Origin of the sequence: Streptomyces bobili, assembly GCF_002154575.1 — a bacterium.
GTDB classification, from domain to species: Bacteria; Actinomycetota; Actinomycetes; order Streptomycetales; family Streptomycetaceae; genus Streptomyces; species Streptomyces bobili.
The window spans coordinates 1-24,147 of sequence record NZ_MUBA01000056.1; the positions used below are offsets into that span (position 1 = coordinate 1).

Genomic DNA, 24,147 nt, shown 5'->3' on the forward strand with positions numbered 1-24,147 from the left:
GACCGTGCCACAGCAGCATCCGCGGCAAAGTCGCCCGTCACATCGCCTTGCTCGCGACGAGTCGGACGGGAACCTCGGCGTAGGTGTTCAGGATCGTGTTCTGCGCGATCACCGGATCTCCGGTGAACTCGAAACGCTCCACGGACTCGAGCAGCGCGTGGATCAGGGCGTGCAACTCCATGCGGGCGACGCCCTGACCGACGCAGTTGTGCGCGCCATGTCCGAACCCGAGATGGTCGAGGGGATTGCGGCGGAGGTCGAACTCGTCCGCGCGTTCCCACTTCCGCTCGTCACGGTTGGCGGAGGCGAACAGCGCCCACACCCGGGCTCCCTGCGGGATCGTCACCCCGCCCAGCTCCGTGTCGCGCGCCGCGACGCGGGTCAGGCCCCGCACGGGAGTCTCGAGCCGGAGCAGCTCGTTGATCGTCGAGGCCACCAGAGCGGGTTCGGCGCGCAGCGCGGTCCACTGGTCCGGGCGCTCGGCGAACAGGACGAGCAGATGGCCGATGGCCGCGGCGGTGGTCTCCAGCGACGGCCCGATGAAGTCGACGAGGAGGAGCGGGCACTTCTCCTTGGCGATGACTCCCTGATCGGCCGCCTCCAGCATGGCGGCACCGGGGCTGTGGGGCGCGAGTTCCCTGTTCGCCGCGAGCTCGTGGGCGAAGGCGAACAGACGTTGTGTCATCTCCATGTTGTGCGGTGTGCGTTCGGAGACCGGGCCCAGCAGGTCGTTGCCCACCTGTCCCCATGCGTAGAGATGTTCGCGATTGCGTTCGGGTAGTCCGAGGTAGTCGGGGATGACCAGCATCGGCATCGCCTGCGCCAACTCGGTCACGCCGTCGATCTCGCCGCGCGCGACGACTTCGGCGACGAGGTCGTGCGCCTTGCCCGCGATCTCCTCGGCGCGCGCCCGCAGCGGTCCGGGCCGTAGCCCCGCCCCGACGACGGAGCGCAGTACGTCGTGCTCCGGAGGGTCGCTGACGAGGGTGACGCCCCGCATGATCTGGTTGACATCGGGATCAAATCCCACGCCCTCGCCGAGAGGAAGGCGTCGTGGTTGGCGAGCACGGCCTTCACGTCGTCGTACCGTGTGATCGCGTACACGTCCGGTTCGCGCAGCCGGACGACGCCGCCCAGCTCGCGCAGGTGCCGATACTGCTCGTAGCGAACGGACCGGTCCGAGGTCGCGAACATGTCGATCTCTGTCGTGGGTATGACGGCCACGGGTTCCTCCTCGAGCGTCGCCGAGGGAACCGGCGCGCTCCTGTCCGTGACCGGGGGCAACACGCCTCCCCCCTTGCTTCGCTTCCTCGTTCGAGCCGAACGCATGATCCTGATCTTGCTCGGCGGACGCGGCCGCCAAACCGCCTCACGCTGAGGCAGGTCCCTTCGGTCGGTCACGGCTGCGGGAGGAGAACCGCCAACCCGGCCGAGGCAGCGACGGGTTGGTGGCCGCAGCTTTCCGCCGCCTGCGGGTAGCGGGCCGCACGGCGGCCAACCGTCCCCGAGGTGACTTCAACATCTTCATCAATGTCTGCCGTGACCGATGAGTTTTGTGCGGATCCATGGTCGATACGGCTGGATACACCGACAGCGGTGGACCTGTGCTGGGGACGTTCCAGCGTGTGAGGAAGCACATGGAGGCTGTGATGAGCGTCGACGACTCCGACCCGGGGCACGCGATCCGGACGGGCGGGCAGGGGACGCGGGAGAGCGGCCCCAAGGTGCTGGTGGCGGGGGCAAGCATCGCGGGACCCGCGCTGGCCCACTGGCTGCGCCGACGCGGGGCTGAGGTGACCGTGGTCGAACGCGCTCCCGAGCTGCGTTCCGGCGGGCAGGCGGTGGACGCGCGCGGGGTCGCCAAGGAGGTCATCGGGCGCATGGGGCTGGACGCGGCGGTGCGCGCGGCGTGCACCGACACCGCCGGCGCGCACACCGTGGACGCGGACGGGCAGGTACTGGAGACCTTCCGTGCCGACGACGAGGGTGGCGACGGGTTCATCGCGGACATCGAGATCCTGCGCGGGGACCTGTCCAAGGTGCTCTACGACGACACCCGCGACAGCGTCGAGTACGTCTTCGGCGATCGAATCGCCGGACTCGCCCAGGACGCGGACGGGGTCGACGTGGTCTTCGCGGGCGGCGACCGGCGGCGCTTCGATCTGGTGGTCGGGGCGGACGGGCTGCACTCGGAGCTGCGAGCGATGGCCTTCGGGCCGCATGAGCGGTTCCTCCGCCACCTCGGGCACATGCTGGCCTTCTACAGTGTGCCCAACGAGTTCGGGCTGGACCGCTGGCTGCTGGAGTACCAGGATCAGGCGACCGGGCGCTCCGCCCTCCTACGGCCCATCCAGGACGCCAACCGGGCGATGGCCGTGTTCTACCTCGCCTCGGCTGACTTCGACGTCGACCACCGCGACGTCGCGGCCCAGAAGGTCCTGCTGCGGGAGCGGATGGCGGGCCTGGGCTGGGTGGCCCCGGACATCCTCGCGCACCTGGACGACACTCCGGACTTCTACCTCGACCAGGTCGCCCAGGTGGTGATGGACCGCTGGTCGAGTGGACGGGTGGGGCTGCTCGGGGACGCGGCGTTCAGCTCGTCGCCGATGTCCGGGCAGGGCACCGGGCTGGCCCTGGTCGGTGCCTACCTGCTGGCCGGAGAGCTGGCCGCTGCCGGATGGGATCCGGAGACCGGGTTCACCCGCTACGAGGCACGGATGCGCTCGTTCGTCGAGGCCAACCAGGAGATCGGCCGGTTGAACGCCCGCAGCCGCGACGTCCCCGGGCCGGACTCCGAGCCGGCCCCCGAGCCGCGCCCTGATTTCGCCGGCGAATGGTTCACCGAGCTGGTCGGGCGCGCGATCAACGGCGTCGAGCTGCCCGACTACGCAGGGGTGCCGGACTCCGCGACCCCGGCCGGATCGCCGATCACCTCGTCGGCCAGGCCGTAGGTGTCACACAGCGTGTCGAGGTCGAGAGGGACGACGCTTCGATAGGGCACCGCCGGCCGGGCGTCAGCCGGCCCGGCGGGCGGTGACCAGCAGGTACTCCCACTCCATGACCGTCCCGTCCTGCCCCGCCGCCAGGTTCCCGTCGCGGGCCAGGGCCGCCAGGTCCCGGTCCAGGGCGGCGGCCCGGTCGGGCTCGCCCGCGATGTTCTTGTAGACGGAGATGGTCGGGCCGTAGCGCTCCTTGAAGTAGTCGCGGAACGCCTCGGGCGTGGGGAAGAGGCCGATCCGGACGGTCCGGCGCTCGGCGCGCACGTCCGTGACCCGGTCGCCGAGGAGGCCGCGCACATGGTCCTCGTCCCCCCACAGCGGGGGCGGCTGCGCACCCGGCGGGGGCGGCGGCGCGTAGGGCTTCATCGCGGCGAACATCCGGCCGATGAACCCCTGAGGCGTCCAGCTCAGGAGCCCGATGGTGCCGCCGGGGCGGCAGACCCGCACCATTTCGCCGGCGGCCTGCCGGTGGTGCGGGGCGAACATCACGCCGACGCAGGACAGCACGGTGTCGAACTCCGCATCGCCGAACGGCAGGGCCTCGGCGTCGGCCTCCTGCCAGGTGAGCTGCGCACCCTGCTCGGCGGCCACACGTCGGCCGGCCTCGAACAGTTCGGGGGTCAGGTCGCAGGCGACGACGTCCGCGCCCGCGAGGGCCGCCGGGATCGCTGCGTTCCCGGAGCCGGCCCCGACGTCCAGGACCCGCTGGCCGGGGCGCACGTCGCACGCCTCGACCAGGACCGCCCCCAGTTCGGGGATGACCTCGGAGGCCACGGACGGGTAGTCCCCCTGGGCCCACATCGCGCGGTGCTTGGCCTTCAGCGCACGGTCGGCGTCGGCCGTGCTGTTCTGCGTCGTCATGGCTGCGCTCCTCACCGGTCGGACGGCGGTTTCGCGCCGACGGTCTCGAGCGAGCTCCGCCGCCTCCATACGAGCGTAGTGACGAGCCAGGAGAGTGTCTCGCCGTCTGCCGCCGGGATCCGGCGTGCAGGGCGGGGCGAGCGCGGTGGGGGCCTCACCGATCAGAGTAAGTACCGCACGAACTACTCACCGGGTCTCAGTCCGTCCAGGCGGCCAGGGACGCGTTCACGCCGAGAGCCGGGCGGGCTCGGCCTGCTGCAGCTACAGCTGCCCAGCGGTGTCCCATGCCTGGCTGGGCCGCAGGCCAGGGCCTCAGGCAGCGAACGGGTTGGTGTGGCGGGGCAACTGCTGCCCCGGGCGCGCGAACCGCTGGGCGCCCTGTTCGTCGCGTACGGCGAGGAACCCGGCGTCCGTCAGGCGCTGTGCGATCTTCCCGCGGCGGATCGCGGTCATGGGTGTTGCCGGCCGAGACGCCGACGAGGAGGGGCAGTCCCTTCGCGTCCGACAGGACGTGCATCTCGGAACCCGGCTCACTCCGGTCCACAGGGCTCGGACCTGTGTGTTCGCCCCCTTTCTTCAGCGCGGACGTGGGCGGTGTCCAGGACGACGCGGGTGACGTCGAGGAGGCCTGCGTCGTGGAGCCGGTGCAGCACGGCTTCGTGTAGCCGTCCCCGGACGCCGGCTCGAGGCGGAAGTTGGCGCCAGGCAACCGGTGGCGGCGGGCAGGCCGGCCGACTCACCGAAACCCGCCGGACCCAGATCCTGGTCCCCGTCGGCGAACTCCAGGTCGTCAACTGACGCCGAAAACCGAGACAGCCTCATCCAGGAAGACCGAAACAATCGCCGAGAAGCCGTCTCAGCCTTCACATCGAAGACGCCACCGCGCCCAGACGCCTACGAATCCAAGCCGAACACCGACCCGGCCAGCACGAAGAGAACGAGAGTGTCATCCTCCCGCGGGTAAATGAGCCCGGCGCCGAGTCGGTGACGAGGCGCCAGCGCTTCTGCTCGCCGAGCGCCTCACGCAGCCAGTCCAACGACCGGTCTTCAGCACGGCGACGGCGAGCGCCCTGCCCCGACCCGGTGACGATCCTGGCGCGGCTGTCGTCGATCCACCGCTGCGCGTGGACGTAGCCCGGAGGGGAGGCTGCTGGTGGACCAGCAATGGTCGGAAGGCCCGAACACCGATCCCGATGCGGCAAGAGAGCGCTCCGACGCGGACCTACGGGCGTCGCGGGTTGCCGTACGAGCGGTGTTGCGGTGGAACAGGCCGACTTCGTAGGAGCCGGGGGCGATGTGCAGGCAGCCATACTCGGCGATGGCGTCGGTGAGGGGGGAGCCAGGCCGATACCGACGCTGCGGGCTCGACGAGTCACCCCGAGAGGTCGCAACACCGGGTGGCACTAATCTGCGGTGGTGACCGGAACCGAGCTGGATGAGTTGATCGTTGCTGACGGCGTGGCGCTGCGCGCGTGGCTGCTGGACAACCACACCGCCTCTCCTGGCGTGTGGCTCGCCCTCACCAGGAAGGGCGGCTCCGTTACCACGCTGACCTGGCAGCAGGCGGTCGACGAGGCACTGTGCTTCGGCTGGATAGACGGGCAGGCCCGCAAGCGCGACGAGGGGAGTTCCTGGAGGCGGCTCACCCCGCGCCGGCCCCGCAGCATCTGGTCCCAGCGCAACGTCGCCAACGTGGCCCGGCTGGAGGCGGCCGGCCTGATGCTGCCCGCCGGCCGCGCCGCGGTGGACGCCGCGAAGGCCGACGGGCGGTGGACGGCCGCCTATGCGCCGTCATCGGAAGCGGAGGTGCCGGCCGACCTGCGAGCCGCGATCGCCGCCGACCCAGCGGCGCAGGCGATGTTCGAGGTACTCACCAAGACCAACCGCTTCGCCCTCATCAGCCGGGTCAATGCCGTCAAGCGGGCCGAGACGCGCACCCGGAAGATCGCCGAGTGCGTGGCGATGCTGGTCCGGCACGAGACGGTCCACCCACAGCGGGCCAAGCCGGCGGACCCGCCGACGCCGTGACCGGGCATCTGCCGGAACGGACCAACCCACGCTATTGAGCTGCAGCCGTCCTCACCGTGGATGTGACCAGCCGTCAAGGCGTTGACCAGACGGCGTGCTCCGCGCCGCGTACCTCGCCGGCCGCCCGGCGTCGATCCGTGACGCTGCCCAGCCAGCCCAGCAGGAATCCGGCCGGCACCGTCACCAGGCCCGGGATCGTCACGTTCCAGATCCTGAAGTCCTGGTCGGGGAAGATCGACGCGGGTGTGCCGGACGTGTACGGCGACAGCACCAGCGCCGCGATGCTCAGCACCGTGGCTCCCCACAGGCACCACAGGGCACCGCGGGCGGTGAAGCCGGGCCAGTACAGGGCGTACAGCAGAACGGGCGCGAGGGCGGCGCCGCAGACGGCGAGCCAGAGCGTCGAGACGACCACCAGGTTCCAGTCGGCGACGACGACCGCCACGAGCGCGGCGACAGTGCCCGTCAGCGCCGCCGACCACCGCGACGCGGTTCCATCCGCCTTGTCCGCCGGGCGGCTCCCGGCGGTCTTGCCGTACGCGCCCAGCACGTCCCGTCCCAGGGCGATGCCGGCGGCGAGGGTCACATCCACGACGGCCGCGAGCGCGGTCAGGAAGAGGACGCAGGCCAGGGCCGCGACCAGGAGGCCGCCGCCGTCGAGCGCCCGCCCCAGCATCAGCGGCGTGAAGACCTGCGCCGACGGGCCGGCCTGGCGCAGCGCCTCGCCGACGAGGGCCGCGGCGCCGACGCCGACGACGGTGAGCGCGCCGTACAGCAGGGTGAGTTCGGTGAGCATCCAGCGCCCGACGGTGCGGGCGCCGCGCGGGCTCTTCGTCGAGATCGCCCGCATGAGTACGGCGGGCATGGCCAGCGTCGCCATCGACATGCCGAAGGTCTGCCCGATCCGGTTCACGGCGCCCACCCATCCGTCACCGGTGTAGCCGCCCGGACGCAGATACGCCTCGCCCATCCGCGAGCCGTGCGCGGCGGCGTCGAGCAGCCGCCCGGGGTCCCCGCCGAAGCGGTCGAGCACCAGGACGGCAGCGACCACCAGCACGGGCAGGGCGATCGCCGACTTCGCGATCATCACCACGCCGGTGCCCCGGATCCCGCCGCTGACGGCGAGCGCCGTCATCACGCAGCCGATGACCACGATGCAGCCGGCCCGCGTACCGGGCTGCCCGATCAGCGCTGCTGCGACGTTGCCGACCACCACCAACTGCACGACCAGCAGCGGGAAGCAGACGAGCAGGGTCACCACACCCCACGAGACGCGCACGGCGGGCCCGCCGCTGCCGCGCGCGTCCAGCATGTCCGCGGCCGTCAACGAGGCGTGCCTGCGCAGCGGCTCGATGATCAGCACGAGGAGCAGCATGACCCCGATCAGGCTGCCCAGCATCACGCCGAGGCCGTCGAAGCCGGACGTGGCGACCATGCCCACCAGTACGGTGACCGTCGCGACCGTGGTGGTGTCGCCGCCCATCGCGATGCCCTGCTGCCAGGAGCGCAGCCTGCGGTTCTCGGACCGTACGAGAGCCCGGTCGTCCTCGTCGGCGCCGGTGACGATGCACAGCAGCAGGCAGATCACGACGAACACCGAGAACACGGCGAAGACGAGGGACCGGGACGAGGGATCGAGCAGCGTGGTCACGACCACCTCCGGGCACCCGGCTGCGGCTCGATCCGGTCGACCCGTCGCCCGTACAGCACGAGCGCGTGCACACCGACGCCGAACGGCACCACGGCGAGGAGCACACCGAGGCTCACCGGCCCGGCGATCCTCGTACCGTACAAGGCCGGTACGAGGGAGGCGGGCAGCACATAGAGCAGCCAGGCCACGGCGATCCGGACGCCGAGCCGCAGCCCGACGGCCAGGCGCGCCGCCTCCTCGGCGTCGGGTCGCTCGTGCTCCGCGGGAGGTCGCCCGGCGGCGGCGAATGCGTCATGGTGGGGCGGCCCGTGCCAGGGCTGCGGTGCGAAGGACATGTGGGCGGCTCCGCTCACGTCGGTGCGACACCCCGGAAGGGGTGCGAGTACGGGTGTGGGGGTGAGCGCGGAGTCAATCAGACACATGCACGTACCCGCGCGCCCCGGACGCAGGACTGTTCGTCCGCCCAATACGGAGCCGTGTGGACGGTGAGCGGGCACTGCGCGATCGGGAGCGGCAGCGGCAGCAGCGGTCGGGACGGTCCTGGTACTCCGCGACCTCGCCGGCCCTGACGCGGCTGCCAAAAATCCAACTCGAGTGTCTCCTCGGTCCAGCGGTCCACCGGTTTGCCGGTCGGCCTCTCGACGTTCAAGGCCACGCCGTCGCCAGCCCCTCGCCTTCGCCCTCGATACCGTCAGTGCCGCTCCGCCCACCTGATCGGCTGCAGCGTCATGGGTTTCCTCGCTACGCCACAGCGCGGCCGATGAGTTTTGGGATCACGGCCGGTCCAAACTCGTGACACCCCAGGAAAGGACACCGCCATGTCGGAGCTTCTCGTCGACTTCATCACCTCCCTCGACGGCCACGCATCGGGAGAGGGATGGCCCGGGTTCTGGGGCCTCGAGGGCCCGGAGTACCTCGCATGGCTCGGCGAACAGCCCGAGGCCACCTACCTGATGGGAGCGAACACCTACCGACTGATGTCGGGCTTCGCCGCAGGTGAGGTCCCCGATGGCCAGGACGAGTTCAGGCCCGAGGAAGAAGCGTCCGTCGACGAGCTCACGCAAGCGTCCAAGGTGGTCTTCTCCTCCTCCCTCGATGAGCCACTGACGTGGGCCAACTCCACGCTCGTCCGCGACGACGCCGTCGAGGCGGTCCGCGCCATGAAGTCGAGCGGCTCGGGGCTCCTCAGCACGATCGGCAGCCTCAGCCTGTGCCGGTCCCTGCTGCGAGCCGGACTCGTCGACCGCTTCCGGGTCGTGATGTTCCCGGTGATCACCGGGGCCACCGGCCAGGAACGCATCTACGACGGCTATCCGGACGTTGCCCTCGAGATGATCGAGCACCACACCTTCGACGGCCGCATCCAGCTGGTCGAGTACAAGCCCAGTGTGCTCGACCACCCGCCGCTCGGCGTCCCTGCGTGACATCACCCCGGCCGCCGCTTTGAACGGCCGCCCAACCGGCGCCGGCGGGCGCGCAGCGAAACCGCGTCCTGACGTTGGCCACGGTGACCCGGGCGGCGAAGGACAGGGACGGGACTCCGAGGCATCTCTTCGACCTTGCTGGTGACCGTCTCGGCGTGTCGCCCGCCCTCTTGCCGCAGCCCGGATCGCTGTGCGTGGCTGGTATGGGTCAGTTCGCGATTCCGACGACCTGCTCGATGGTGTCCGGCTGGTTCACCATGGCGAGCATGTGGTGGGCGACATCGGCGCGGGACACGGAGAACCCGCCCCGGATGTTGCGGTTCCACGCGGTCCTGTACCTGCCGGTCAGTGGCTTGTCGGTGAGCTTGGGCGGGCGCGACACCGTCCACTGCAGTCCGCTGTCGCGCAGGGTCTGCTCGGTGACGGCGAGGTCGGCATAGTGCCGGCCGAACATCGCCCGGGTAAACGGGACTCCCAGGTGGCGCATGAAGAAGCCGTCGCCGGGGTCGTGCCTGGGTGGCGTCGACTGTCCGGGCACCGGCACCGGTCCGACGGGTGCGGCGCTGACGATGATGATCCGGCGGACGTGCTCGGCCCGCATCGCCTCGACGATCGCGCGGGTTCCACGCGAGGTGATGCCCGCGTCCGCGCGCGGGTTTCGCGGGCCGAGCGCGGACAGTACGGCGTCGGCGCCGCGTACTGCCGCGGCGAGCGTCGGCATGTCGGGCCGGGTGAGGTCGACGGCGACCGTGCGGACGCCGCCCGGCAGCTCCCGCGGGCGGCGGGCCACGGCGGTGACATCATGCCCGTCGGCCACCGCCTGCTCGACCAGGTGCCGTCCGATGCCGCCGGTGGCGGCGACGATCGTGAGTTTCATCGGGGTCCTCCTGCGGTGAAGGCGGCACGGTGGTCTCGCGCCCAGGTGCCGTACGTGCGTGCCGGGCGGCCCAGCAGCCGCCGCACGGTGTCGGTGGTGGGCCCGGCCTCGCGGGCGTAGTCGGCCAGCGAGCCGAGCAGCCGGTCGGGTACCTCGTCGGGCAGGCCGGCGGCGAGCATGCCGCGGCGTATCTCGTCCGGTGCGGCCTCGACGAACGACAGTGTCCGCTCGAGCGCCGCGCCGAGCGCGGCCACCTTCTCCGGCTGGCTCAGCGGCCGTTCTCCGGTGAGCAGGTATGTCTGACCGCGGTGCTGCGGGTGGGTCAGGGCGAGGGCGGCCACGGCGGCGATGTCACGCTCGTCGACGGTCGAGGTCCTGGCGTGCGGGTACGCCCCCCGCACGGTCCCGGTCGCCCGGATCTGCCCGGCCCAGGCCAGCGTGTTGGCGGCGAAATCGGCGCAGCGCAGGATCGTCCAGTCCAGGCCGCTGTCCTTGGCGATGTCCTCGACCGCCTGGAACTGCTGCCGGAAGCGTGCGTGCCCGGCCGGGTACTGGACGGTCACGGCGGACAGCACGACCACCCGTGCCGCACCCGTCTCGCGGGCGCGGGCCAACAGGTCGACAGCGGCTGATCCGGCGGCGCGTGGGCTGAGCAGGATGGCCTCCACCCCGTCGATGGCGGGAACCTTCGCGGGATGGACGAGCTGTGTACCGGCGGGGAATTCGGCGTGCGGATCGCGGGTGACAGCGGCGACTTCCGCTCCCCCCTCGGCCAGGAGGCGGACGGTTTCCCGGCCGACGACGCCGGTGGCCCCGGTGATCAGGATCATGACTGAACCCCCAGTGGGTGTGTCGATAGTCGATCTCGCTCGGTGGATGTTCACGGTTCGTAGCGCGGTTCACATCGTGGGAGAACGTCACGGACGAGCCGTGCGTCAGGACCATCGGAATGCGGCACTGAAGCCTTAAGTCCTGCCCTGTCGGGCTGGTCGGGCTGGTCGGGCTGGTCGGGAGATCACTGGGTTCTGCGGGTCCGCTTCACTTCCTGGTCGACGGCCCAGGCGTCAGCGACCGGGCCGAGGTGGCTGAGCTTGTCGGGGTTGATGACCGCGCGGATCGTCTGGATCTGCCCGTCGAGTGTGTCGAGGGCGAGGATGTGGAGGATCTTGCCGTCGCGGTCACGGAAGAGCGCGCCCGGCTGGCCGTTGACCTCGTGCGGTTCGAACGTGATGTCGATCCGGGCCATGAGCGGGTAGACGGCGGCGAGCAGCCTGGCCACGTTCTCGGCGCCGGTGACGGCCCTGGCCAGCTGCGGTGCCTTGCCACCGCCGTCCCCGACGAGCTGGACGTCGGCCGACAGCAGACTCTGCAGTCCGTCCACGTCACCCTGCGTCAATGCCTCGAAAAACCGCCTCGCCAGCTCCTGCCGATCCTGGCGGTCCGCTTCGAACCGGGGCCGTCCCTCGTGCATGTGGCGGCGTGCCCGTACGAGCAGCTGCCGGCACGCCGCCTCCGAGCGCCCCACCGCGGCAGCGATCTCGTCGAAGTCGAAGGCGAAGACCTCCCGCAGCACGAACACCGACCGCTCCAGCGGACTGAGCCGCTCCAGGAGCAGCAGCGCCGCCATCGACACCGAGTCGGCAAGCTCCGCCGCGCGGGCCGGGTCCTGGTACGGATCGTCCAGCAGCGGCTCGGGCAACCACGGTCCGACGTACTCCTCCCGCCGCACCCGGGCGGAGCGCAGCACGTCGATCGCGATCCGGGTGACCGTGGCTGACAAGAACGCCTTGGCCGACACGGGCCGGGTTCTCGAGGCGTCATAACGGAGCCAGGTCTCCTGCACCGCGTCCTCCGCCTCACCCACGCTGCCCAGGATCCGGTACGCGATCGAGAACAGCAGCGGCCGCAGCTCCTCGAACTCCTCGACCTTGCCCACGCCGATTTCCCCTTGCGGTCTGAGTGCCCGGCCGGACTCGCGCCGACGAGACATCTTTCGAAGATCATCCGATGTGTGGGCGGAGCAGACAACGCTCGTACCGCGACCGCCCTGCCCGCCTTGGCCACGGCGTCCTGGCCCCGGCGGGCCTGACCTGGGCCAGGATGCGGTGGCGGTTCAGTGGAACTGGCCGACCTGGTAGTCGCCGGCCGGCTGCTGGGTGATGATGTTCAGCCGGTTCACCGTGTTCATGAACGAGACCAGCAGCACGAGGGCCGTGAGCTGCTCCTCGTCGTAGTGCTGGGCGGCACGCGCCCACACCTCGTCGCTGACCCCGGTGGCCGCGTCCGCGACCCGGGTCCCCTGCTCCGCCAGCTCCAGCGCGGCGCGCTCGGCCGCCGTGAAGACCGTTGCCTCCCGCCAGGCCGCGATCAGGTTCAGCCGCACCGGGCTCTCGCCGGCTGCGGCGGCTTCCTTGGTGTGCATGTCGATGCACACCGCGCAGCCGTTGATCTGGCTCACGCGCAACGCCACCAGTTCCTGCGTCGTGGCCGGCAGCGGCGATTCCTTCAGCTCCCGGCCGACCGACATGAAGTACTTGAGCGCCTTGCCGGCGGTCGGGCTGGCGAAGTAGTTCAGTCGCGCATCCATCGTGTGCTCCTCCACGTTCGTCGATGCCTTCACCCACCGAGACGAGACAGCCCTCACGTCTGTGACACGAAGCGGTGTGAGCCACGTCTCTCCGCTGACGGGGCTCGGGATGTCACAGGCCAACTCGCTGCCTCGTCTCGGGTGCGGAAGTCCTCGATCAGGGAGTTGATGATGAACCTCGCACTGTGGATCACTGCCGGAGTGCTCGCCGCTGTCTGCCTGGTGGGCAGCTCCAAGATGTTCGTGCCGCGGGAGAAGCTGGCCGCTATGGGCTCCTCTGCGCAGTGGGTCCTGGAGTTCAGCCCCGGTGCCCTCAAAGCCATCGGTGCCGTCGAGCTGCTGGCTGCGGCCGGCCTGATCCTGCCCGCGGTGCTCGACGTCGCGCCGGCACTGGTGCCGTTGGCCGCCACCGGACTCGTTGTGCTGTTCGCCTGCGCGCTCACCATGCGTCTGCACCGTGGCGAGAAGGCCACGATCTCAGGCGACCTCCTCTACCTCGCCCTCGCCGCCTTCGTCGCATGGGGCCGTTTCGGCCCCGAGTCCTTCACCGGCTGACCACCGGCGTACAAAGCCGAGCGCCGAAGTGCCAGGCACATTCCAGGCCGTACCAATACACCTGGCAGCCGACGGAGTTGGCTACGACGTCACTCGCCTCAGCAATGACCACCCCGCCTACTGCAACAGCTTCGCCTACAGAAGGGAGCACAGCCGTGTCCCTGGGTGCTCTGCGGCGTCCAGCGCCTGGCCCAGAGTCGGCTTCGGCGTCCCGGCGGGTGCTTCCTCGCAGTCAACGGCGTGGATGACGCCCCGGCCGGGTCCTCGGCCGCCGTCCGGGATTCTGCAAGACCCGGCCCGACGGCCGCCACTCGCCGAGGAGCTGCTGCTCCGTCGTTTCCGCGTCGTGGCGGGGGTTCAGCCGATGCCGTGGAGAGCGAGCGAGTGTTGAGGGGTAAACCAGGTCGACGTAGATCCGTGCGGTACCCGATCATGCGTTCATGCCCCTGAGAGAGACCCTTTCCCGAGTCGACGCAGACCTGGCCGCCGGCCGGGTTCCCCTCGCCCGCCAGCGTCTGCGCGGTCTCGTCTCGTCCTTCCCGTACGACCTGAGGCTCCGCCGGCGTCTGGCGGAGGTGTACCGGCTCTACGGCGACGCCGCCGAGGCAGGACGCTGGATGTACCTCGAAGAGGACCGCGATGCTGACGAGACCGGTGCCTTCGAGACGCGGTACGGGTCTGCCGGGTGGCGGATGAAGGCTCTCGCCTGGCGCGGTCCCGAGGCGATGGCTGAGACCCCCTTCGCTCAGGGGCAGCTGGTCGCGGTGCGGACCGCCTGCGCCGAGGAACTGGGCCACCCCGTCGACTGGGACGACCCCGCCTCCTACCAGGACGGCCTTGCGGCGAAGTACGAGGAGGCGCCCTCCGAGCCGTGGACGGTCGGGGGCGTCCTGGCGGGCGTCGGCTGCCTGGCGGGGACCCTTGCGTTCCTCGCGATCTGGGTAAATGGAGTCATTGCCCTCTTCAACTGAACTCAGGTCACCGCCGGTGAGGGGTGTTCGTCCGCTCCAGACCGACGATCCGGCGCTGGTAGTTCCTCCAGCCCGCGCGCTGCTGGACGAGTACACCGGGGTACGCGGGCCCGGGACGGGCTGGGGTCTGCACGAGCACCGGCAGGAGCGGCAGCCCCCGGCGAAACGCCCCCAGAGGTCGTTTTCGCCCTCAAGTGAATACGCGTCTTACACCTGTCTCATCCCAGGACGTCCGCCGCAGGGTCGGTTCAGTGACGAGGGGTCACCACCGGCGCCGGCACCGGCACCGGCGGACCGGAGCCGTTGCATGTCCACTGCCTTCGCGCTGGGACTTGTGCCAGCGAAGGCGTTCTCGGCGAAGACGGCGCCGTAATCGGTATCTGCTGATCCGCCTGCCGCATTCGGCTCCTGCAGCCAGGGTGAGCAGCAACGTGAGAAGTGCCGCCACGACCGCCTGAGACGCGCAGGCCACCGGCAGATCAGCCCAAGTGAAGCCGTAGCTGATCAGCGCCGAGGATGTCGACCCCCCGCTCAGGGCCAGAAGGAGCCGCCTCGTCTCACCGGGAACCGGCCGTCCCTTGGCAGCCCACTTCTTCAGGCCTTCGACGAACCAGAAAGCAACCAGCGCCGCCGCCTCGATCCCTGGCAACAGGACCGCCAGGCCAAGGTCCAGGACCCACTTCGACATGTCCACCATGCTGAAGCGGGCGGACAGCCACGCGCCTGAGTACGGCTACTCAGTGCTCCATGGCCGGCGCCCGGACACGTTCCACCGGCCGCCGTCCCACCCGGATCCGGTCACACGGACCGCCCCACGCATCAGGTCCGAGAAGCTGTTGTCCGGACCGCGCGTGACCGGAAGCCGTCGCCGAGGTCGTGCCTTCCCATTCCTGCGCCGTCTCGTACAGCCTCCCGCGCGACAGGGTCGGCCTCCGCGTCCCGGCCGTGAAAGGCCCCCATGACCCGGCAGTTGCGCCACACCACGAACAGCACGCACCCGGGAAGCACCGCGAGCCCCAGCAGTGGCGCCTGGTTGACGAGGACGAGGGCCACGGTCCCGAGGGCCAGGTTCATCAGGGCCAGTACTCCATGCCGGACCACCGCGTAGGGAGCCAGCAGGATCAGTTGCCGCTCCACGGCCCCTCCCCCGGCCACATGGGCGAGCGCGACAGGCCATGCCGACGCGGCCACCAGCGCGACCACCACCGCCACGGGAGCGACCGCCGCGCCCAGCGCGGCGGTTCGCATGGTCACGACGTCCGCGACCGCCGCGATGACGAGCAGCACGGGCGGTGCCGAGACCAGCACCGCCCGCCGGAATAGCTGCCGGTAGGCCCGGAAGTACAGCCGGACGGGAGCCTGCTCGTCCCCCGTCGTCGCATCGAGATAGGCGAACGCCGCGGCGAGCGAGGGTCCCGGCAGCACCAGCAGCAGCAGTCCGAAGAACACGGGGTGGTGCCAGGGCTGATGGCTCACTTGCAGCGCGAGCAGCAACGGGAGATGCGTCACGGCGATCCCGAGGTTGACGACCAGGACACGGTGGACGTGCGCCCAGATCAACTCCCATGAGCCGTAGGCGACGTTGAGCCGTGGCCGTCGGTCGGCTTCCTTCATGGCCATCCTCCCTCAGCCCTTCACGCCCGTGGTCGCGATGCCCTGGACGAAGTAGCGCTGGCCGAGCAGGAACACGGCCAGGACGGGCACCACGGAGAGCACCGAACCCGTCATGATCATCGCGGACTCGGCGTCGTACTGGCCGATGAAGGCGCGCAGGCCCAACTGCACCGTCCACAGGCGGTTGTCCGTCAGGTAGATGAAAGGGCCCATGTAGTCGTTCCAGGTGTTCACGAACGTCAGCAGCGCGAGGCTCGCCAGGGCCGGCTTGGACAGCGGGAGCACGATGCGGGCCCAGATCCCGTACTCGGTGAGGCCGTCGAGGCGGGCCGCCTCGCTGACCTCGTCCGGGATGGTCAGATAGAACTGCCGCATCAGGAAGACGCCGAACGCGCCGAACGCCTGCAGCAGGATCAGTGACGTGTAGGAGTTCACCAGGCCGAACTTCTGCATCATCACGTACTGCGGCACCATGTACGCCTGCCACGGCACGGCGATCGTCGCGATGTACCCGGTGAAGAGGAGGTCCCGGCCGGGGAAACGCATCTTGGCGAATCCGTAGGCCGCGAAGCTGCCGGTGAACACCTGCAAGAACGTGATCACGACGCTCAGGAAGAACGAGTTGCCGAGGTAGGCGCCGAACGGCACCCGCGTCCAGATGGTGGAGAAGTTCTCCCACTTGAAATCTTCGGGGATCCACTGGATCGGCACCGTGAACACGTCACGGTCGTCCTTGACCGACGAGATCAGCATCCAGATGAACGGCAGCAGGACCGCCAGCGCCACCACGGCGAGCAGCAGGTACAGGGCGATCTGCCCGGTCACCGCCACCGCGCCGCCGCGGGCGCGGTGCTCCACCGCGGGCCCGCCGGGAGCCGGCTCCGCGGGCGCGCTGCTGTCCTTGCGCAGCACGGTGGTGTTCATCGCTCGCTCCTTCGCTGCATCTGGAACTGGATCACCGTGATCACCAGGCAGATCAGGAAGAGCGCGAGCGACACCGCCGAGGCGTAGCCGAAGCGGCCCTGCGTGATGCCCTCGCGGAAGATCAGCTGGGACAGGACGAGGGTGGAACGCCCTGGACCGCCCTCGGTCATCACCTGCACCAGGTCGAAGACCTTGAAGCTGGAGACCGTGATCATGACGGTGACGAAGAAGGTCGTGGGCCGCAGCCCCGGCAGGGTGACGTGCCAGAACCGCTGCCAGGGGCCGGCGCCGTCCACGCGGGCCGCCTCGTACAGCTCGGCCGGGACGGTCTGGAGTCCGGCGAGGAACAGCACCATGTAGTAGCCCATGTCGCGCCACACGCTCGCGATGATCAGTGCGGGCATCGCCCAGTCCTGGGAGCTGGTCCAGCCCGGCGGGTGGTCGACGCCGAGGAAGGTCAGGAACTGGTTGACGGGCCCCGACTCGGGGCTCAGCAGCATGTTCCACACCACGGCGACGGCGACGAGCGAGGTGATGTACGGGAAGAAGAAGGCGGTGCGCAGGACGTGCACGCCGCGCAGCTTCTGGTTGAGCAGCACGGCGAGGCCGAGGGAGGCGACGAGGGTGAGTGGGATGTGTCCGGCCGCGTAGTAGAAGGTGTTCTGGAGCGCGGCCCAGAAGTTGGAGTCGTTCCACAGCCGCTGGAAGTTGTCCAGGCCCACCCACTTGGGGGTGGTGTAGGAGTTCCAGTCGGTGAAGGAGATCGCGAGCGCGCCGATCACCGGGACGAGGGTGAGGGTGGCGAACCCGAGGAAGTTGGGCAGGATGAACGACCAGCCGACCAGGAGGTTGCGGCGCCGCCGGCGCTTCGCGGCGGCCTGGTGGGCCGCGGAAGCGCCGGAGGACGTGGTCTTGGGGGCGGGAGGAGCGGCGACACTCACTGGACTTCGTTCCTCACGCGGTCGTCCATCTCCTTGATGCCCTCGTCGACGGACTTCTCGCCGCTCATGATCAACTCGTGCTCCTCCTTGAGGATCTGGTCGATGTCGGAGGTCTTGTCGCTGACCGGCATCTCCAGCTGCACCGTGGTCGGCTGCATCGCCTTACGGGACAGTTCGTCGGTCGGCATGCCCTCGACGGAGAAGAAGGTGTCGAGGATCTCGCCGCTGGTGTACGCGGGCGTGACGCCGATCTTCGCGACGGCGGCGGCGCCCTCGGGGCCCGAGGCCCAGGTGACGAACTTCTTGGCGGCGTCGGCGTTCTTGGCCTTCTTGTTGACGGCGAACGCGGTCGGCGAACCGAAGGTGACGGTCTTGCCGTCGTTCTTGATCTGCGGTATCGGCGCCATGCCCCAGTTGATATCGTTCTTGCCCTGCTTCTTCTCGGCAAGCAGCGCGGCGGCCCACCAGGAGCCCATCGGCACCATGGCGGCCTTGCCGGTGGTCAGCTGGGAGTCGTAGGTGACCTGGTTGCTGGAGGCCGCGGAGAACGACAGGGTCGCCTTCGCCTTCTGCAGGCCGAGGGCCATCTCGTACTGGTCCTTGAAGAACGCGTAGTCGCCGCCGAGCTGGTCGCCGCCGGTCTGTGCGGAGGACATCGCCTGGACGACGGAGCGCCAGATGTGGTGGTAGGCGCCGTAGACCTTGTCGGATCCCGAGCCCTTGGTGAACTTCTTCGCGAGCTGGGCGTAGTCGTCCCAGGTCAGCTTGGACATGTTTGTCGTGCCGGCCATGTCCTTGTTGTAGAAGAGGACCCAGAAGTCGGAGCGGTAGGGCAGCGCGTAGTACTTGCCGTCGAGGTCGTAGTCGTCGAGTCCTGAGTACGACGCCTTGTCGAGCTTGGTCGCCTCGTCGGTCAGCGGCAGGAGCTGGCCGCGGGTGGCGTAGCGGGCGTAGTCGGTGACGTTCTTCATGGTGAGGACGTCGGTGGTGTCACCGCCCGCCAGCATCGTGGTGACCTTGTCCGGGTAGTTGTCGGCGAGGATGTCGACCGGCTGAACGTCGATGTCGGGGTTCTTGGCCTCGAAGCCGTCTATCAGGGCCTTGAACTCGGGGGTCGTCTTGTAGTTCCACAGGGCGATCTTCACGACGGTCTTGCCGTCGGCCGAGGAACTGCTGTCCGTACCGCTGGCGTTGCAGGCGGTGGCGGTGAGGGCCGTGGCGACGATCAGTGGCGCGATGTGTGCGAGCTTCTTCTTCAACTTCATGGCGGCGGCTCTCCTTTGAGCTCACGGATGGAGCGATTGACAACAGGGGGGATCAGGCGCTCAGACCCAGCGCCCAGCTCTCCGCGGTGACTTCGGCCCGCAGGGGCTGGCGGTCGACCCAGCGGGCGAGTTCGTCGAGGACGTGGTCGGTGAGCCGGCGGGTCTCGGTGCCCAGGGACCCGGCGATGTGCGGGGTGATCATCACGCGGCCGAGGTGGCGCAACGGCGAGTCGGCGGGCAGCGGTTCGGGGTCGGTGACGTCGAGGATCGCGAACAGCCGTCGTGCCGCGCACTCGGCGGCCAGCGCTTCGGGGTCCACGAGCGAGCCGCGGGCGGTGTTGATGACCGTCGCGAAGTCGGGCAGCCTGCGCAGCTGTTCGGCGCCGATGAGGTGGCGGGTCTCGGCCGTCTCGGGGGCGTGCACGGACAGCACGTGGATCCGCGGCAGCATCTCCTCCAGCGGCACGAGGGTCGCGCCGGCGCGGGCCACCTCGTCCGGGTCCGCGTACGGGTCGGCGACCAGGACGGTGGTGCCGCGCAGCACCTTCAGGAGCTCGACGACCTGCCGGCCGATCCGCGAGAAGCCGACGATGCCGACGGTCCGCCGGAAGTTGGACAGGTCGCCGTACCCGGTGACCGAGCCCCAGCCCCCGTACGCGCGCTGTTCGTCGGCGGCGAGGAACGGGGCCTTCTTGCCGGCGAAGATGATCGAGGCGAGGGTGTATTCGGCGACCGGCACGGCATTGGCGTCCGCGGCGCTGGTCACCCGGATCCCGCGCCGCCACACCTCCTGGCCGACCAGGTCGCGCACGCTGCCCGCGCCGTGCAGCACGGCCCGCAGGCGGGGTGCCGCCGCGAGCCGCTGCGGGGTGAGGGCGGGCGCGCCCCAGGAGGTGAGGAGCACCTCGGCGCGGGCCAGGCGTTCGCGTGACCGGGTGCTGTCGAGGTCGTCGGTCCAGCAGGGCTCGTCCAGGGTCACGAGGCCGGCGAGGCGGCGCAGCCGGTCCTGGTCGAAATGCGCCTCGAAGCTGGACCTGCTCATCACGACCAGAGCGCGGGCCTTGGTCTGCATGCGGTGCGGGCTCCTCTGCGTTGTGGGCTCCCGCTCGAACAGCGGGTGCCATCTGTGTTTCCGGCGAGTTCCGGCCAGAAGACGCTGAGTCAGAGATAATGGGCGACCACACAAACCCGCCAGAGCTCGACCACAGACGAAACGATCTGAACAGACTCGAACATCGCGCCCGGGGCCCGGCACCGGACGGGAGGGGATGCGCCATGACGTCGCCACGGCACGAGGACCAGGAACGACCCGCGGGGGCCGACCGGCTGTTCGCGCTGCAACGCCGCGAACGCCTGATGGGCCACCTGCGACTGCACGGTTCCGTACGTGTGCGTGATCTCGCCCTCGACCTGTCGGTCAGCGAACTGACCATCCGCCGCGACATCGCGGCGCTGGCCGGTCGCGGTCTGCTGACCAGGGTGCACGGCGGGGCCACGCTGCCCTCGGCCCTCGAGCAGGAGCCGGTGCGCAGGCGCCGGCTCGCGACGCCCACGTTCACGATCGGGATGGTCGTTCCCTCGCTGGACTTCTACTGGCCGCACATCGTCAGTGGCGTTCGCAACGCCGCGGCGGCACGCGGCGTCAACGTCCAGCTCAGGGGCTCCAGTTACGACCAGGCGGAAGACCGCAGACAGATCGTCCGGCTGACCGAATCCGGGCAGGTGCAAGGGTTGCTGCTCGCCCCGAACCTGGAGGGTCCCGGCAGGGACGAGATGATCGACTGGATCGGCAAGCTGCCGGTTCCGGTCGTCTTCGTGGAGCGCAAGACACCCGAGTGGACGCCGACGCCCCACCAGCTCGAATGGGTGTGCACGGACCACGCGACCGGCCTGGAGATGGCGGTCCGGCATCTGCACACGCTCGGCCACCGTGACATCGGGCTCGTCCTGTCCAAGGGCAGCCCCACCTCGGCACACCTCGCCGTGGGCTGGCACCGTGCCTGCGCCGAACTCGGCCTGTCCGACGCCTTCCTGATACGCGAGAGCGTCGCCCTCGGCGTGCGGGGACACCGCCGGATCATCGGCGACATCCTGGAGGGCTGTCGCCGCTCACGCATCACCGCGCTCATCGTGCACAGCGACCCCGACGCCCTCTCGGTGGTCCAGTACCTGACCGAGCAGGGCATCCGCGTCCCCGACGACATGGCACTCGTCAGCTACGACGACGAGGTCGCCCATCTCGCCGACCCGGCCTTCACCGCGGTGCGGCCACCCAAGGCGCTCGTGGGCCGCACGGCCGTCGAGATGATGCTGGCACGCCTCCTCGAAGGCAGTGGCAGACCCGCACAACGAACCCTGATCCTCCCGGAGTTGATGATCCGCTCGTCCTCGCTCCCGGCCACGCCCCACTCCCTGCCCGTGCCCCCGCCCCGGCGCCAACGCCGTGAAACAGCGTGAGCGGCCCCGACGCCACCGGCACCAGGACCACTCACCCTGAGACGAGGACCGTCTACTGCGCGGTGTCCTCCCTACGCACCAGCTGGTCGTATGCCGCCCCCAGCCGGGCCGTGATCTGCTCGACGCCGACCGTGTCGAGGCCCCTCTGCCCGTCCTCGGCGGCCTTCGCGGCGGCGAGGGCACGGGCGAACACCGGCCACGAGGTGTCGGTGTAGTCGCCCGGCTCCGGCGACCCCACGTCCGTCAGCGCGCGCCGGATCGGTGCCGTGTCGACGGCGCCGTCCACATCGTGGCCGGAGACGGTGGTGAGGGCGTCCAGGACGAGCTTCCCGGACTTCAGGACGAACCGCACCTCATGCCTGCCGTCCGCCAGACCGCGGAGCGCGTACGTCGCCAGGCGCTTGTCCGTGGCGGCGGTCTTCGCGTTCGGGACGATCAACTCGCCGTCGACATACACGTCGAGGACGGCACTGCCGTCGTTGCCGCCGATGACATCGACGCCCGTGCCGCGGAACGGGACGGTGAAGGACGCTCCGGCCGTCGTGCTCGTCGACGTCGACCGGTACCAGTCCATCGCGTCACCGAGAGCCGCCTTCCGGCTCCATGCGCCCTCGTACGACACCGCACTGTCCATGTTGTCCAACTGCGCGGCGGCGTACGGCGTGTAGCCGCCGATCGTCTCGACCTTCAGGTTGTCGAAGCCGGTCCTGTGGAATCCGCTGCCGAGCTTGACGCGGCCCTCGGTCTGCGGGGTCGGGTCGTGGTACGCCGCGACCGCCCGGCCGTCGACGAAGGCGGTGACCTTCGCCCCCTTCGCCTCGACGGCGAGGTGGTAGCCGTCGGCAGCCGCGACCGTGCCCTGCGCGATCACCGTGCCGTACTCGTGGAACGTCCAGGCGCCGTCGGGTCCGATGCGCAGGTTGTAGGCGGCGTCACTGATCGCCATGCCCTTCTGCTGACGCACGCCGAGGGCGGCGAGCCCGCCGTCCCGGTCCGGGAACGAGACGTCGACGGACGCCTTGTAGTTCTCCCAACGGAAGTCACCGACGGTCGTGTTGGGGGTGTTCCTGTTCCAGGCGGCGGTGTCCTTCATGGACTGGTCCATGTACTGGTACAGCACCCCGTCACCGCCCACCTCCCACGCGCCGGTCTGGTCGACCAGATAGCGGGGCTGGTTGCCGCGCGAGGCGAGGTACGGCTGGAACGTCCTGCCGACCCGGACCTTGCCCTCTTCCTCGTACCCGAAGTCGTCCGCGTAGAGGTAGCCGTCGCGGGTATTGGACCGCTTCCCGTTCGCGTCGGTGTCGAGGACGGCACGCTTGCCGGACTTCGGCAGGCGCTGGTGCGTGGCCGCGTCGACGCTCTTGTCGAGGGTCGTCAGGGTGGTGATGGACCGCGGCTTCACGGTGTACGTGTAGAAGCCGTCGGCGCCGGGGCGCATCTCCTCGACCAGGTGCTTGAAATTGGCGTCGTAGCGCTGCCCGGGGTCGGCCGCCCGCGTCTCCCACACCTCCATCGTCGGATCACTGCCGAGGCGCAGGTTCTCCGCCTTGATGCGATAGGTCCTGCTCCGGTCGCTGTCGTTGACGACGACGGTGGAGAAGTCCTTCTTCGCCGGGTCGGCCAGCGTCATGTAGCTCGGGGCGCCGTTGGACCCGTCGACGTTCTCGGTGCCGCTCACGCCGCTGCGGCTGGCCTCGGGAACCGTACGCCAGATACCCGCCGTGTTCGTCTCGTTCTCCCAGCCCGTCCTCGCGAACTGGGTGAACTGCTGCATGACGTACAGCGCCGCGTCGTAGTGCAGATACCCGGACCACGGGTCGCGCGCGCTCACCAGTTCCTTGTGGCTGTACTGGGCGCCCTCGTAGAAGGAACCGATCGCCGGCTGGAAGATGTAGTGGGTGCGTTTGGAGTTCGCGTAGCTCTTGACCAGGCGATTGGCGACGTCGAGTGCGCTCTGTACGCCACCGATTCCGGTGCTGGCCCCGTTCGGGCCTTCTGTGTTGTTGACCCGGTAGTCGGTGTATCCGAACGAGGCGGTGCCCTCGCTGTACCAGACCTCCTTGTCCTGGCCGTACTTGTTGTCGCCGGTCGCCAGCTTCGTGTAGGGAAGGTACGTGTCGCTGTCGGCGGCACCCTCGCGCCGATCCTCGGTCGTGTAGTGATACCCGGCCGCGTCGACGATCCCGAAGAGGTCGGCGTCGCTGAGCATGGCCGGCCCCATGTTCAGGGTGTTGTTCTCGTCAGAGGCGACGATCTTGATGCGGTGGTACGCATCCGCCACCGCGCCCCGCTCGGCGGCGGGGATGCCGTAACGCTCGTCGGCGAATTCCGTGTCGTTCACAACAGTGTTCTTGTACCACTTGACGAAGGACACGTCCGGCGATCGTGTCTCGTTCTTGTCCGGGTTCACGTAGTCGACCATGTACCCGTACTTCTGGTACACGTCGAGAAGGGTCTCCTTGTACCAGCGGTACATGTCGTCCTTGCCGGTCCCCTTGTTCCACTCCAGCTGGACCCATCGCGGCATCTCCCAGCGCAGGATCGACACCTTGAGTTTCGGGTTGACCGTCTTGGCGTCGGCGGCCAGTTGGAAGCCCGGGGAACGGGCGGCGTCGGCGAGTTCGTCCGCCGTGCGCATGGTCGCGGGATCGGCGCCGGTCGAGGTGTTCGTGTCCGACCCCATCTCCACCTTGACGTGGTTGACGAGCGGGTTGTCACCGCCGAACAGCACCCGGATCAACTGCCAATAGCGACTCGGCTGTTCGGCCTTGTAGTCCATCAGCAGATTGCTCGTGCTGTTGCAGCTGAGCACGCCGAGACCCTTGTACGTCAGGCCGTTCACGTTGTCGGCACGCACGTCGTTCCCGTCGACCACGACGTCCACCGGGTCGTCCGCGGCGTGGCCGGCCGGCGCGGCGATCAGCCCCGTCGCCAGCGTCAACGCGGCGGTCGCGGCGAGCGACACCCATTTCGATCCTCTGTGTGCACGC

22 protein-coding genes and 1 pseudogene are annotated in these 24,147 nt (G+C 69.5%); 6 read left to right on the forward strand and 17 right to left on the reverse strand.

Annotated features, from left to right (window positions below; all coding sequences use genetic code 11):
- Positions 1 to 37: 37 nt before the first annotated feature.
- Positions 38 to 1,000, reverse strand: a complete 963-nt coding sequence (locus tag BZL64_RS05000; RefSeq protein WP_086766556.1) for a cytochrome P450 — start codon at positions 998 to 1,000, stop codon at positions 38 to 40.
- Between the two features lie 649 nt (positions 1,001 to 1,649).
- Between BZL64_RS05000 and BZL64_RS05010 the strand changes: the two genes are divergently transcribed.
- A complete protein-coding gene (locus BZL64_RS05010) occupies positions 1,650 to 2,951 on the forward strand; it encodes an FAD-dependent monooxygenase (RefSeq protein WP_208639363.1) in 1,302 nt (433 codons plus the stop codon).
- A 63-nt stretch (positions 2,952 to 3,014) separates the two neighbouring features.
- Here the strand turns inward: BZL64_RS05010 and BZL64_RS05015 are convergent, their stop codons facing one another.
- The 3 genes and pseudogenes from BZL64_RS05015 to BZL64_RS40490 all read right to left on the reverse strand — a co-directional run.
- Positions 3,015 to 3,860, reverse strand: coding sequence for a class I SAM-dependent methyltransferase (locus tag BZL64_RS05015; RefSeq protein ID WP_086766560.1), 846 nt, complete (start codon positions 3,858 to 3,860; stop codon positions 3,015 to 3,017).
- Positions 3,861 to 4,172: 312 nt separating this feature from the next.
- Entirely contained in the window at positions 4,173 to 4,313 is a 141-nt protein-coding gene (locus BZL64_RS39735) for a hypothetical protein (RefSeq protein ID WP_158101503.1), read from the reverse strand.
- Positions 4,246 to 4,567 (reverse strand): annotated as a pseudogene (locus tag BZL64_RS40490) (IS5/IS1182 family transposase); the annotation flags it as partial. The gene BZL64_RS39735 and the pseudogene BZL64_RS40490, both read right to left, overlap by 68 nt.
- 709 nt (positions 4,568 to 5,276) lie before the next feature.
- On the opposite strand from BZL64_RS40490, the gene BZL64_RS05025 reads away from it, so the two are divergent.
- Positions 5,277 to 5,888 (forward strand): YdeI/OmpD-associated family protein, encoded by a 612-nt coding sequence (locus tag BZL64_RS05025; RefSeq protein ID WP_086766685.1) that lies wholly within the window; start codon positions 5,277 to 5,279, stop codon positions 5,886 to 5,888.
- 73 nt (positions 5,889 to 5,961) lie between these two features.
- Here BZL64_RS05025 and BZL64_RS05030 read toward each other — a convergent pair whose 3' ends face one another.
- The gene (locus BZL64_RS05030; protein WP_086766563.1) at positions 5,962 to 7,539 is read right to left on the reverse strand and encodes a sodium:solute symporter family transporter; all 1,578 of its coding nucleotides are present in this window, start codon (positions 7,537 to 7,539) and stop codon (positions 5,962 to 5,964) included.
- On the reverse strand, positions 7,536 to 7,874 hold the full coding sequence (locus tag BZL64_RS05035) for a hypothetical protein (RefSeq protein ID WP_086766565.1): 339 nt from the start codon (positions 7,872 to 7,874) through the stop codon (positions 7,536 to 7,538). The genes BZL64_RS05030 and BZL64_RS05035 overlap by 4 nt, the downstream gene beginning before the upstream one ends.
- A 483-nt stretch (positions 7,875 to 8,357) precedes the next feature.
- On the opposite strand from BZL64_RS05035, the gene BZL64_RS05040 reads away from it, so the two are divergent.
- A complete protein-coding gene (locus tag BZL64_RS05040) occupies positions 8,358 to 8,963 on the forward strand; it encodes a dihydrofolate reductase family protein (protein WP_086766567.1) in 606 nt (201 codons plus the stop codon).
- A gap of 208 nt (positions 8,964 to 9,171) precedes the next feature.
- Here BZL64_RS05040 and BZL64_RS05045 read toward each other — a convergent pair whose 3' ends face one another.
- The 4 genes from BZL64_RS05045 to BZL64_RS05060 all read right to left on the reverse strand — a co-directional run bounded on the left by BZL64_RS05045 (position 9,172) and on the right by BZL64_RS05060 (position 12,427).
- Positions 9,172 to 9,840, reverse strand: a complete 669-nt coding sequence (locus BZL64_RS05045; protein WP_086766569.1) for an NAD(P)-dependent oxidoreductase — start codon at positions 9,838 to 9,840, stop codon at positions 9,172 to 9,174.
- Positions 9,837 to 10,670, reverse strand: coding sequence for an NAD(P)H-binding protein (locus BZL64_RS05050; protein WP_086766571.1), 834 nt, complete (start codon positions 10,668 to 10,670; stop codon positions 9,837 to 9,839). The genes BZL64_RS05045 and BZL64_RS05050 overlap by 4 nt, the downstream gene beginning before the upstream one ends.
- A 185-nt stretch (positions 10,671 to 10,855) precedes the next feature.
- Complete coding sequence (locus tag BZL64_RS05055) at positions 10,856 to 11,776, reverse strand: RNA polymerase sigma-70 factor (RefSeq protein WP_086766573.1); 921 nt, start codon at positions 11,774 to 11,776, stop codon at positions 10,856 to 10,858.
- A 177-nt stretch (positions 11,777 to 11,953) separates the two neighbouring features.
- Positions 11,954 to 12,427 carry a carboxymuconolactone decarboxylase family protein gene (locus BZL64_RS05060; RefSeq protein WP_086766575.1) on the reverse strand — a complete coding sequence of 158 codons (474 nt, stop codon included), beginning with the start codon at positions 12,425 to 12,427 and terminating at the stop codon, positions 11,954 to 11,956.
- 171 nt (positions 12,428 to 12,598) lie between these two features.
- Here BZL64_RS05060 and BZL64_RS05065 point away from each other — a divergent pair, with 171 nt between their 5' ends.
- On the forward strand, positions 12,599 to 12,982 hold the full coding sequence (locus BZL64_RS05065) for a DoxX family protein (RefSeq protein WP_086766577.1): 384 nt from the start codon (positions 12,599 to 12,601) through the stop codon (positions 12,980 to 12,982).
- Between the two features lie 135 nt (positions 12,983 to 13,117).
- Here the strand turns inward: BZL64_RS05065 and BZL64_RS40860 are convergent, their stop codons facing one another.
- Entirely contained in the window at positions 13,118 to 13,264 is a 147-nt protein-coding gene (locus BZL64_RS40860; protein ID WP_425276013.1) for a DUF6233 domain-containing protein, read from the reverse strand.
- Between the two features lie 158 nt (positions 13,265 to 13,422).
- On the opposite strand from BZL64_RS40860, the gene BZL64_RS05075 reads away from it, so the two are divergent.
- Positions 13,423 to 13,953 (forward strand): DUF6584 family protein, encoded by a 531-nt coding sequence (locus BZL64_RS05075; RefSeq protein ID WP_086766579.1) that lies wholly within the window; start codon positions 13,423 to 13,425, stop codon positions 13,951 to 13,953.
- An 819-nt stretch (positions 13,954 to 14,772) separates the two neighbouring features.
- Here the strand turns inward: BZL64_RS05075 and BZL64_RS05080 are convergent.
- The 5 genes from BZL64_RS05080 to BZL64_RS05100 are packed head-to-tail and all read right to left on the reverse strand — an operon-like array spanning position 14,773 to position 19,769.
- Entirely contained in the window at positions 14,773 to 15,567 is a 795-nt protein-coding gene (locus BZL64_RS05080) for a hypothetical protein (protein ID WP_244205195.1), read from the reverse strand.
- A 12-nt stretch (positions 15,568 to 15,579) separates the two neighbouring features.
- The gene (locus tag BZL64_RS05085; RefSeq protein ID WP_086766581.1) at positions 15,580 to 16,491 is read right to left on the reverse strand and encodes a carbohydrate ABC transporter permease; all 912 of its coding nucleotides are present in this window, start codon (positions 16,489 to 16,491) and stop codon (positions 15,580 to 15,582) included.
- The gene (locus BZL64_RS05090) at positions 16,488 to 17,432 is read right to left on the reverse strand and encodes a carbohydrate ABC transporter permease (RefSeq protein WP_086766583.1); all 945 of its coding nucleotides are present in this window, start codon (positions 17,430 to 17,432) and stop codon (positions 16,488 to 16,490) included. The genes BZL64_RS05085 and BZL64_RS05090 overlap by 4 nt, the downstream gene beginning before the upstream one ends.
- On the reverse strand, positions 17,429 to 18,697 hold the full coding sequence (locus tag BZL64_RS05095; protein WP_208639365.1) for an extracellular solute-binding protein: 1,269 nt from the start codon (positions 18,695 to 18,697) through the stop codon (positions 17,429 to 17,431). The genes BZL64_RS05090 and BZL64_RS05095 overlap by 4 nt, the downstream gene beginning before the upstream one ends.
- A 52-nt stretch (positions 18,698 to 18,749) precedes the next feature.
- The gene (locus BZL64_RS05100; RefSeq protein ID WP_086766586.1) at positions 18,750 to 19,769 is read right to left on the reverse strand and encodes a hydroxyacid dehydrogenase; all 1,020 of its coding nucleotides are present in this window, start codon (positions 19,767 to 19,769) and stop codon (positions 18,750 to 18,752) included.
- Between the two features lie 203 nt (positions 19,770 to 19,972).
- On the opposite strand from BZL64_RS05100, the gene BZL64_RS05105 reads away from it, so the two are divergent.
- Positions 19,973 to 21,154: a substrate-binding domain-containing protein gene (locus BZL64_RS05105; RefSeq protein ID WP_086766587.1), complete on the forward strand. Its 1,182-nt coding sequence runs from the start codon at positions 19,973 to 19,975 to the stop codon at positions 21,152 to 21,154.
- 52 nt (positions 21,155 to 21,206) lie between these two features.
- Here BZL64_RS05105 and BZL64_RS05110 read toward each other — a convergent pair whose 3' ends face one another.
- Entirely contained in the window at positions 21,207 to 24,122 is a 2,916-nt protein-coding gene (locus BZL64_RS05110) for a GH59 galactosidase (RefSeq protein WP_244205196.1), read from the reverse strand.
- Between the last annotated feature and the right edge of the window lie 25 nt (positions 24,123 to 24,147).

What these genes read in the sequence shown, in the direction of transcription:
- BZL64_RS05000 (WP_086766556.1), bottom strand. Translation starts at nt 1,000, where the DNA reads ATGCGGGGCGTCACCCTCGTCAGCGACCCTCCGGAGCACGACGTACTG.
- BZL64_RS05010 (WP_208639363.1), top strand. Translation starts at nt 1,650, where the DNA reads ATGAGCGTCGACGACTCCGACCCGGGGCACGCGATCCGGACGGGCGGG.
- BZL64_RS05015 (WP_086766560.1), bottom strand. Translation starts at nt 3,860, where the DNA reads ATGACGACGCAGAACAGCACGGCCGACGCCGACCGTGCGCTGAAGGCC.
- BZL64_RS39735 (WP_158101503.1), bottom strand. Translation starts at nt 4,313, where the DNA reads ATGACCGCGATCCGCCGCGGGAAGATCGCACAGCGCCTGACGGACGCC.
- BZL64_RS05035 (WP_086766565.1), bottom strand. Translation starts at nt 7,874, where the DNA reads ATGTCCTTCGCACCGCAGCCCTGGCACGGGCCGCCCCACCATGACGCA.
- BZL64_RS05040 (WP_086766567.1), top strand. Translation starts at nt 8,358, where the DNA reads ATGTCGGAGCTTCTCGTCGACTTCATCACCTCCCTCGACGGCCACGCA.
- BZL64_RS05045 (WP_086766569.1), bottom strand. Translation starts at nt 9,840, where the DNA reads ATGAAACTCACGATCGTCGCCGCCACCGGCGGCATCGGACGGCACCTG.
- BZL64_RS05050 (WP_086766571.1), bottom strand. Translation starts at nt 10,670, where the DNA reads ATGATCCTGATCACCGGGGCCACCGGCGTCGTCGGCCGGGAAACCGTC.
- BZL64_RS05060 (WP_086766575.1), bottom strand. Translation starts at nt 12,427, where the DNA reads ATGGATGCGCGACTGAACTACTTCGCCAGCCCGACCGCCGGCAAGGCG.
- BZL64_RS05065 (WP_086766577.1), top strand. Translation starts at nt 12,599, where the DNA reads ATGAACCTCGCACTGTGGATCACTGCCGGAGTGCTCGCCGCTGTCTGC.
- BZL64_RS05075 (WP_086766579.1), top strand. Translation starts at nt 13,423, where the DNA reads ATGCCCCTGAGAGAGACCCTTTCCCGAGTCGACGCAGACCTGGCCGCC.
- BZL64_RS05080 (WP_244205195.1), bottom strand. Translation starts at nt 15,567, where the DNA reads ATGAAGGAAGCCGACCGACGGCCACGGCTCAACGTCGCCTACGGCTCA.
- BZL64_RS05085 (WP_086766581.1), bottom strand. Translation starts at nt 16,491, where the DNA reads ATGAACACCACCGTGCTGCGCAAGGACAGCAGCGCGCCCGCGGAGCCG.
- BZL64_RS05095 (WP_208639365.1), bottom strand. Translation starts at nt 18,697, where the DNA reads ATGAAGTTGAAGAAGAAGCTCGCACACATCGCGCCACTGATCGTCGCC.
- BZL64_RS05100 (WP_086766586.1), bottom strand. Translation starts at nt 19,769, where the DNA reads ATGCAGACCAAGGCCCGCGCTCTGGTCGTGATGAGCAGGTCCAGCTTC.
- BZL64_RS05105 (WP_086766587.1), top strand. Translation starts at nt 19,973, where the DNA reads ATGACGTCGCCACGGCACGAGGACCAGGAACGACCCGCGGGGGCCGAC.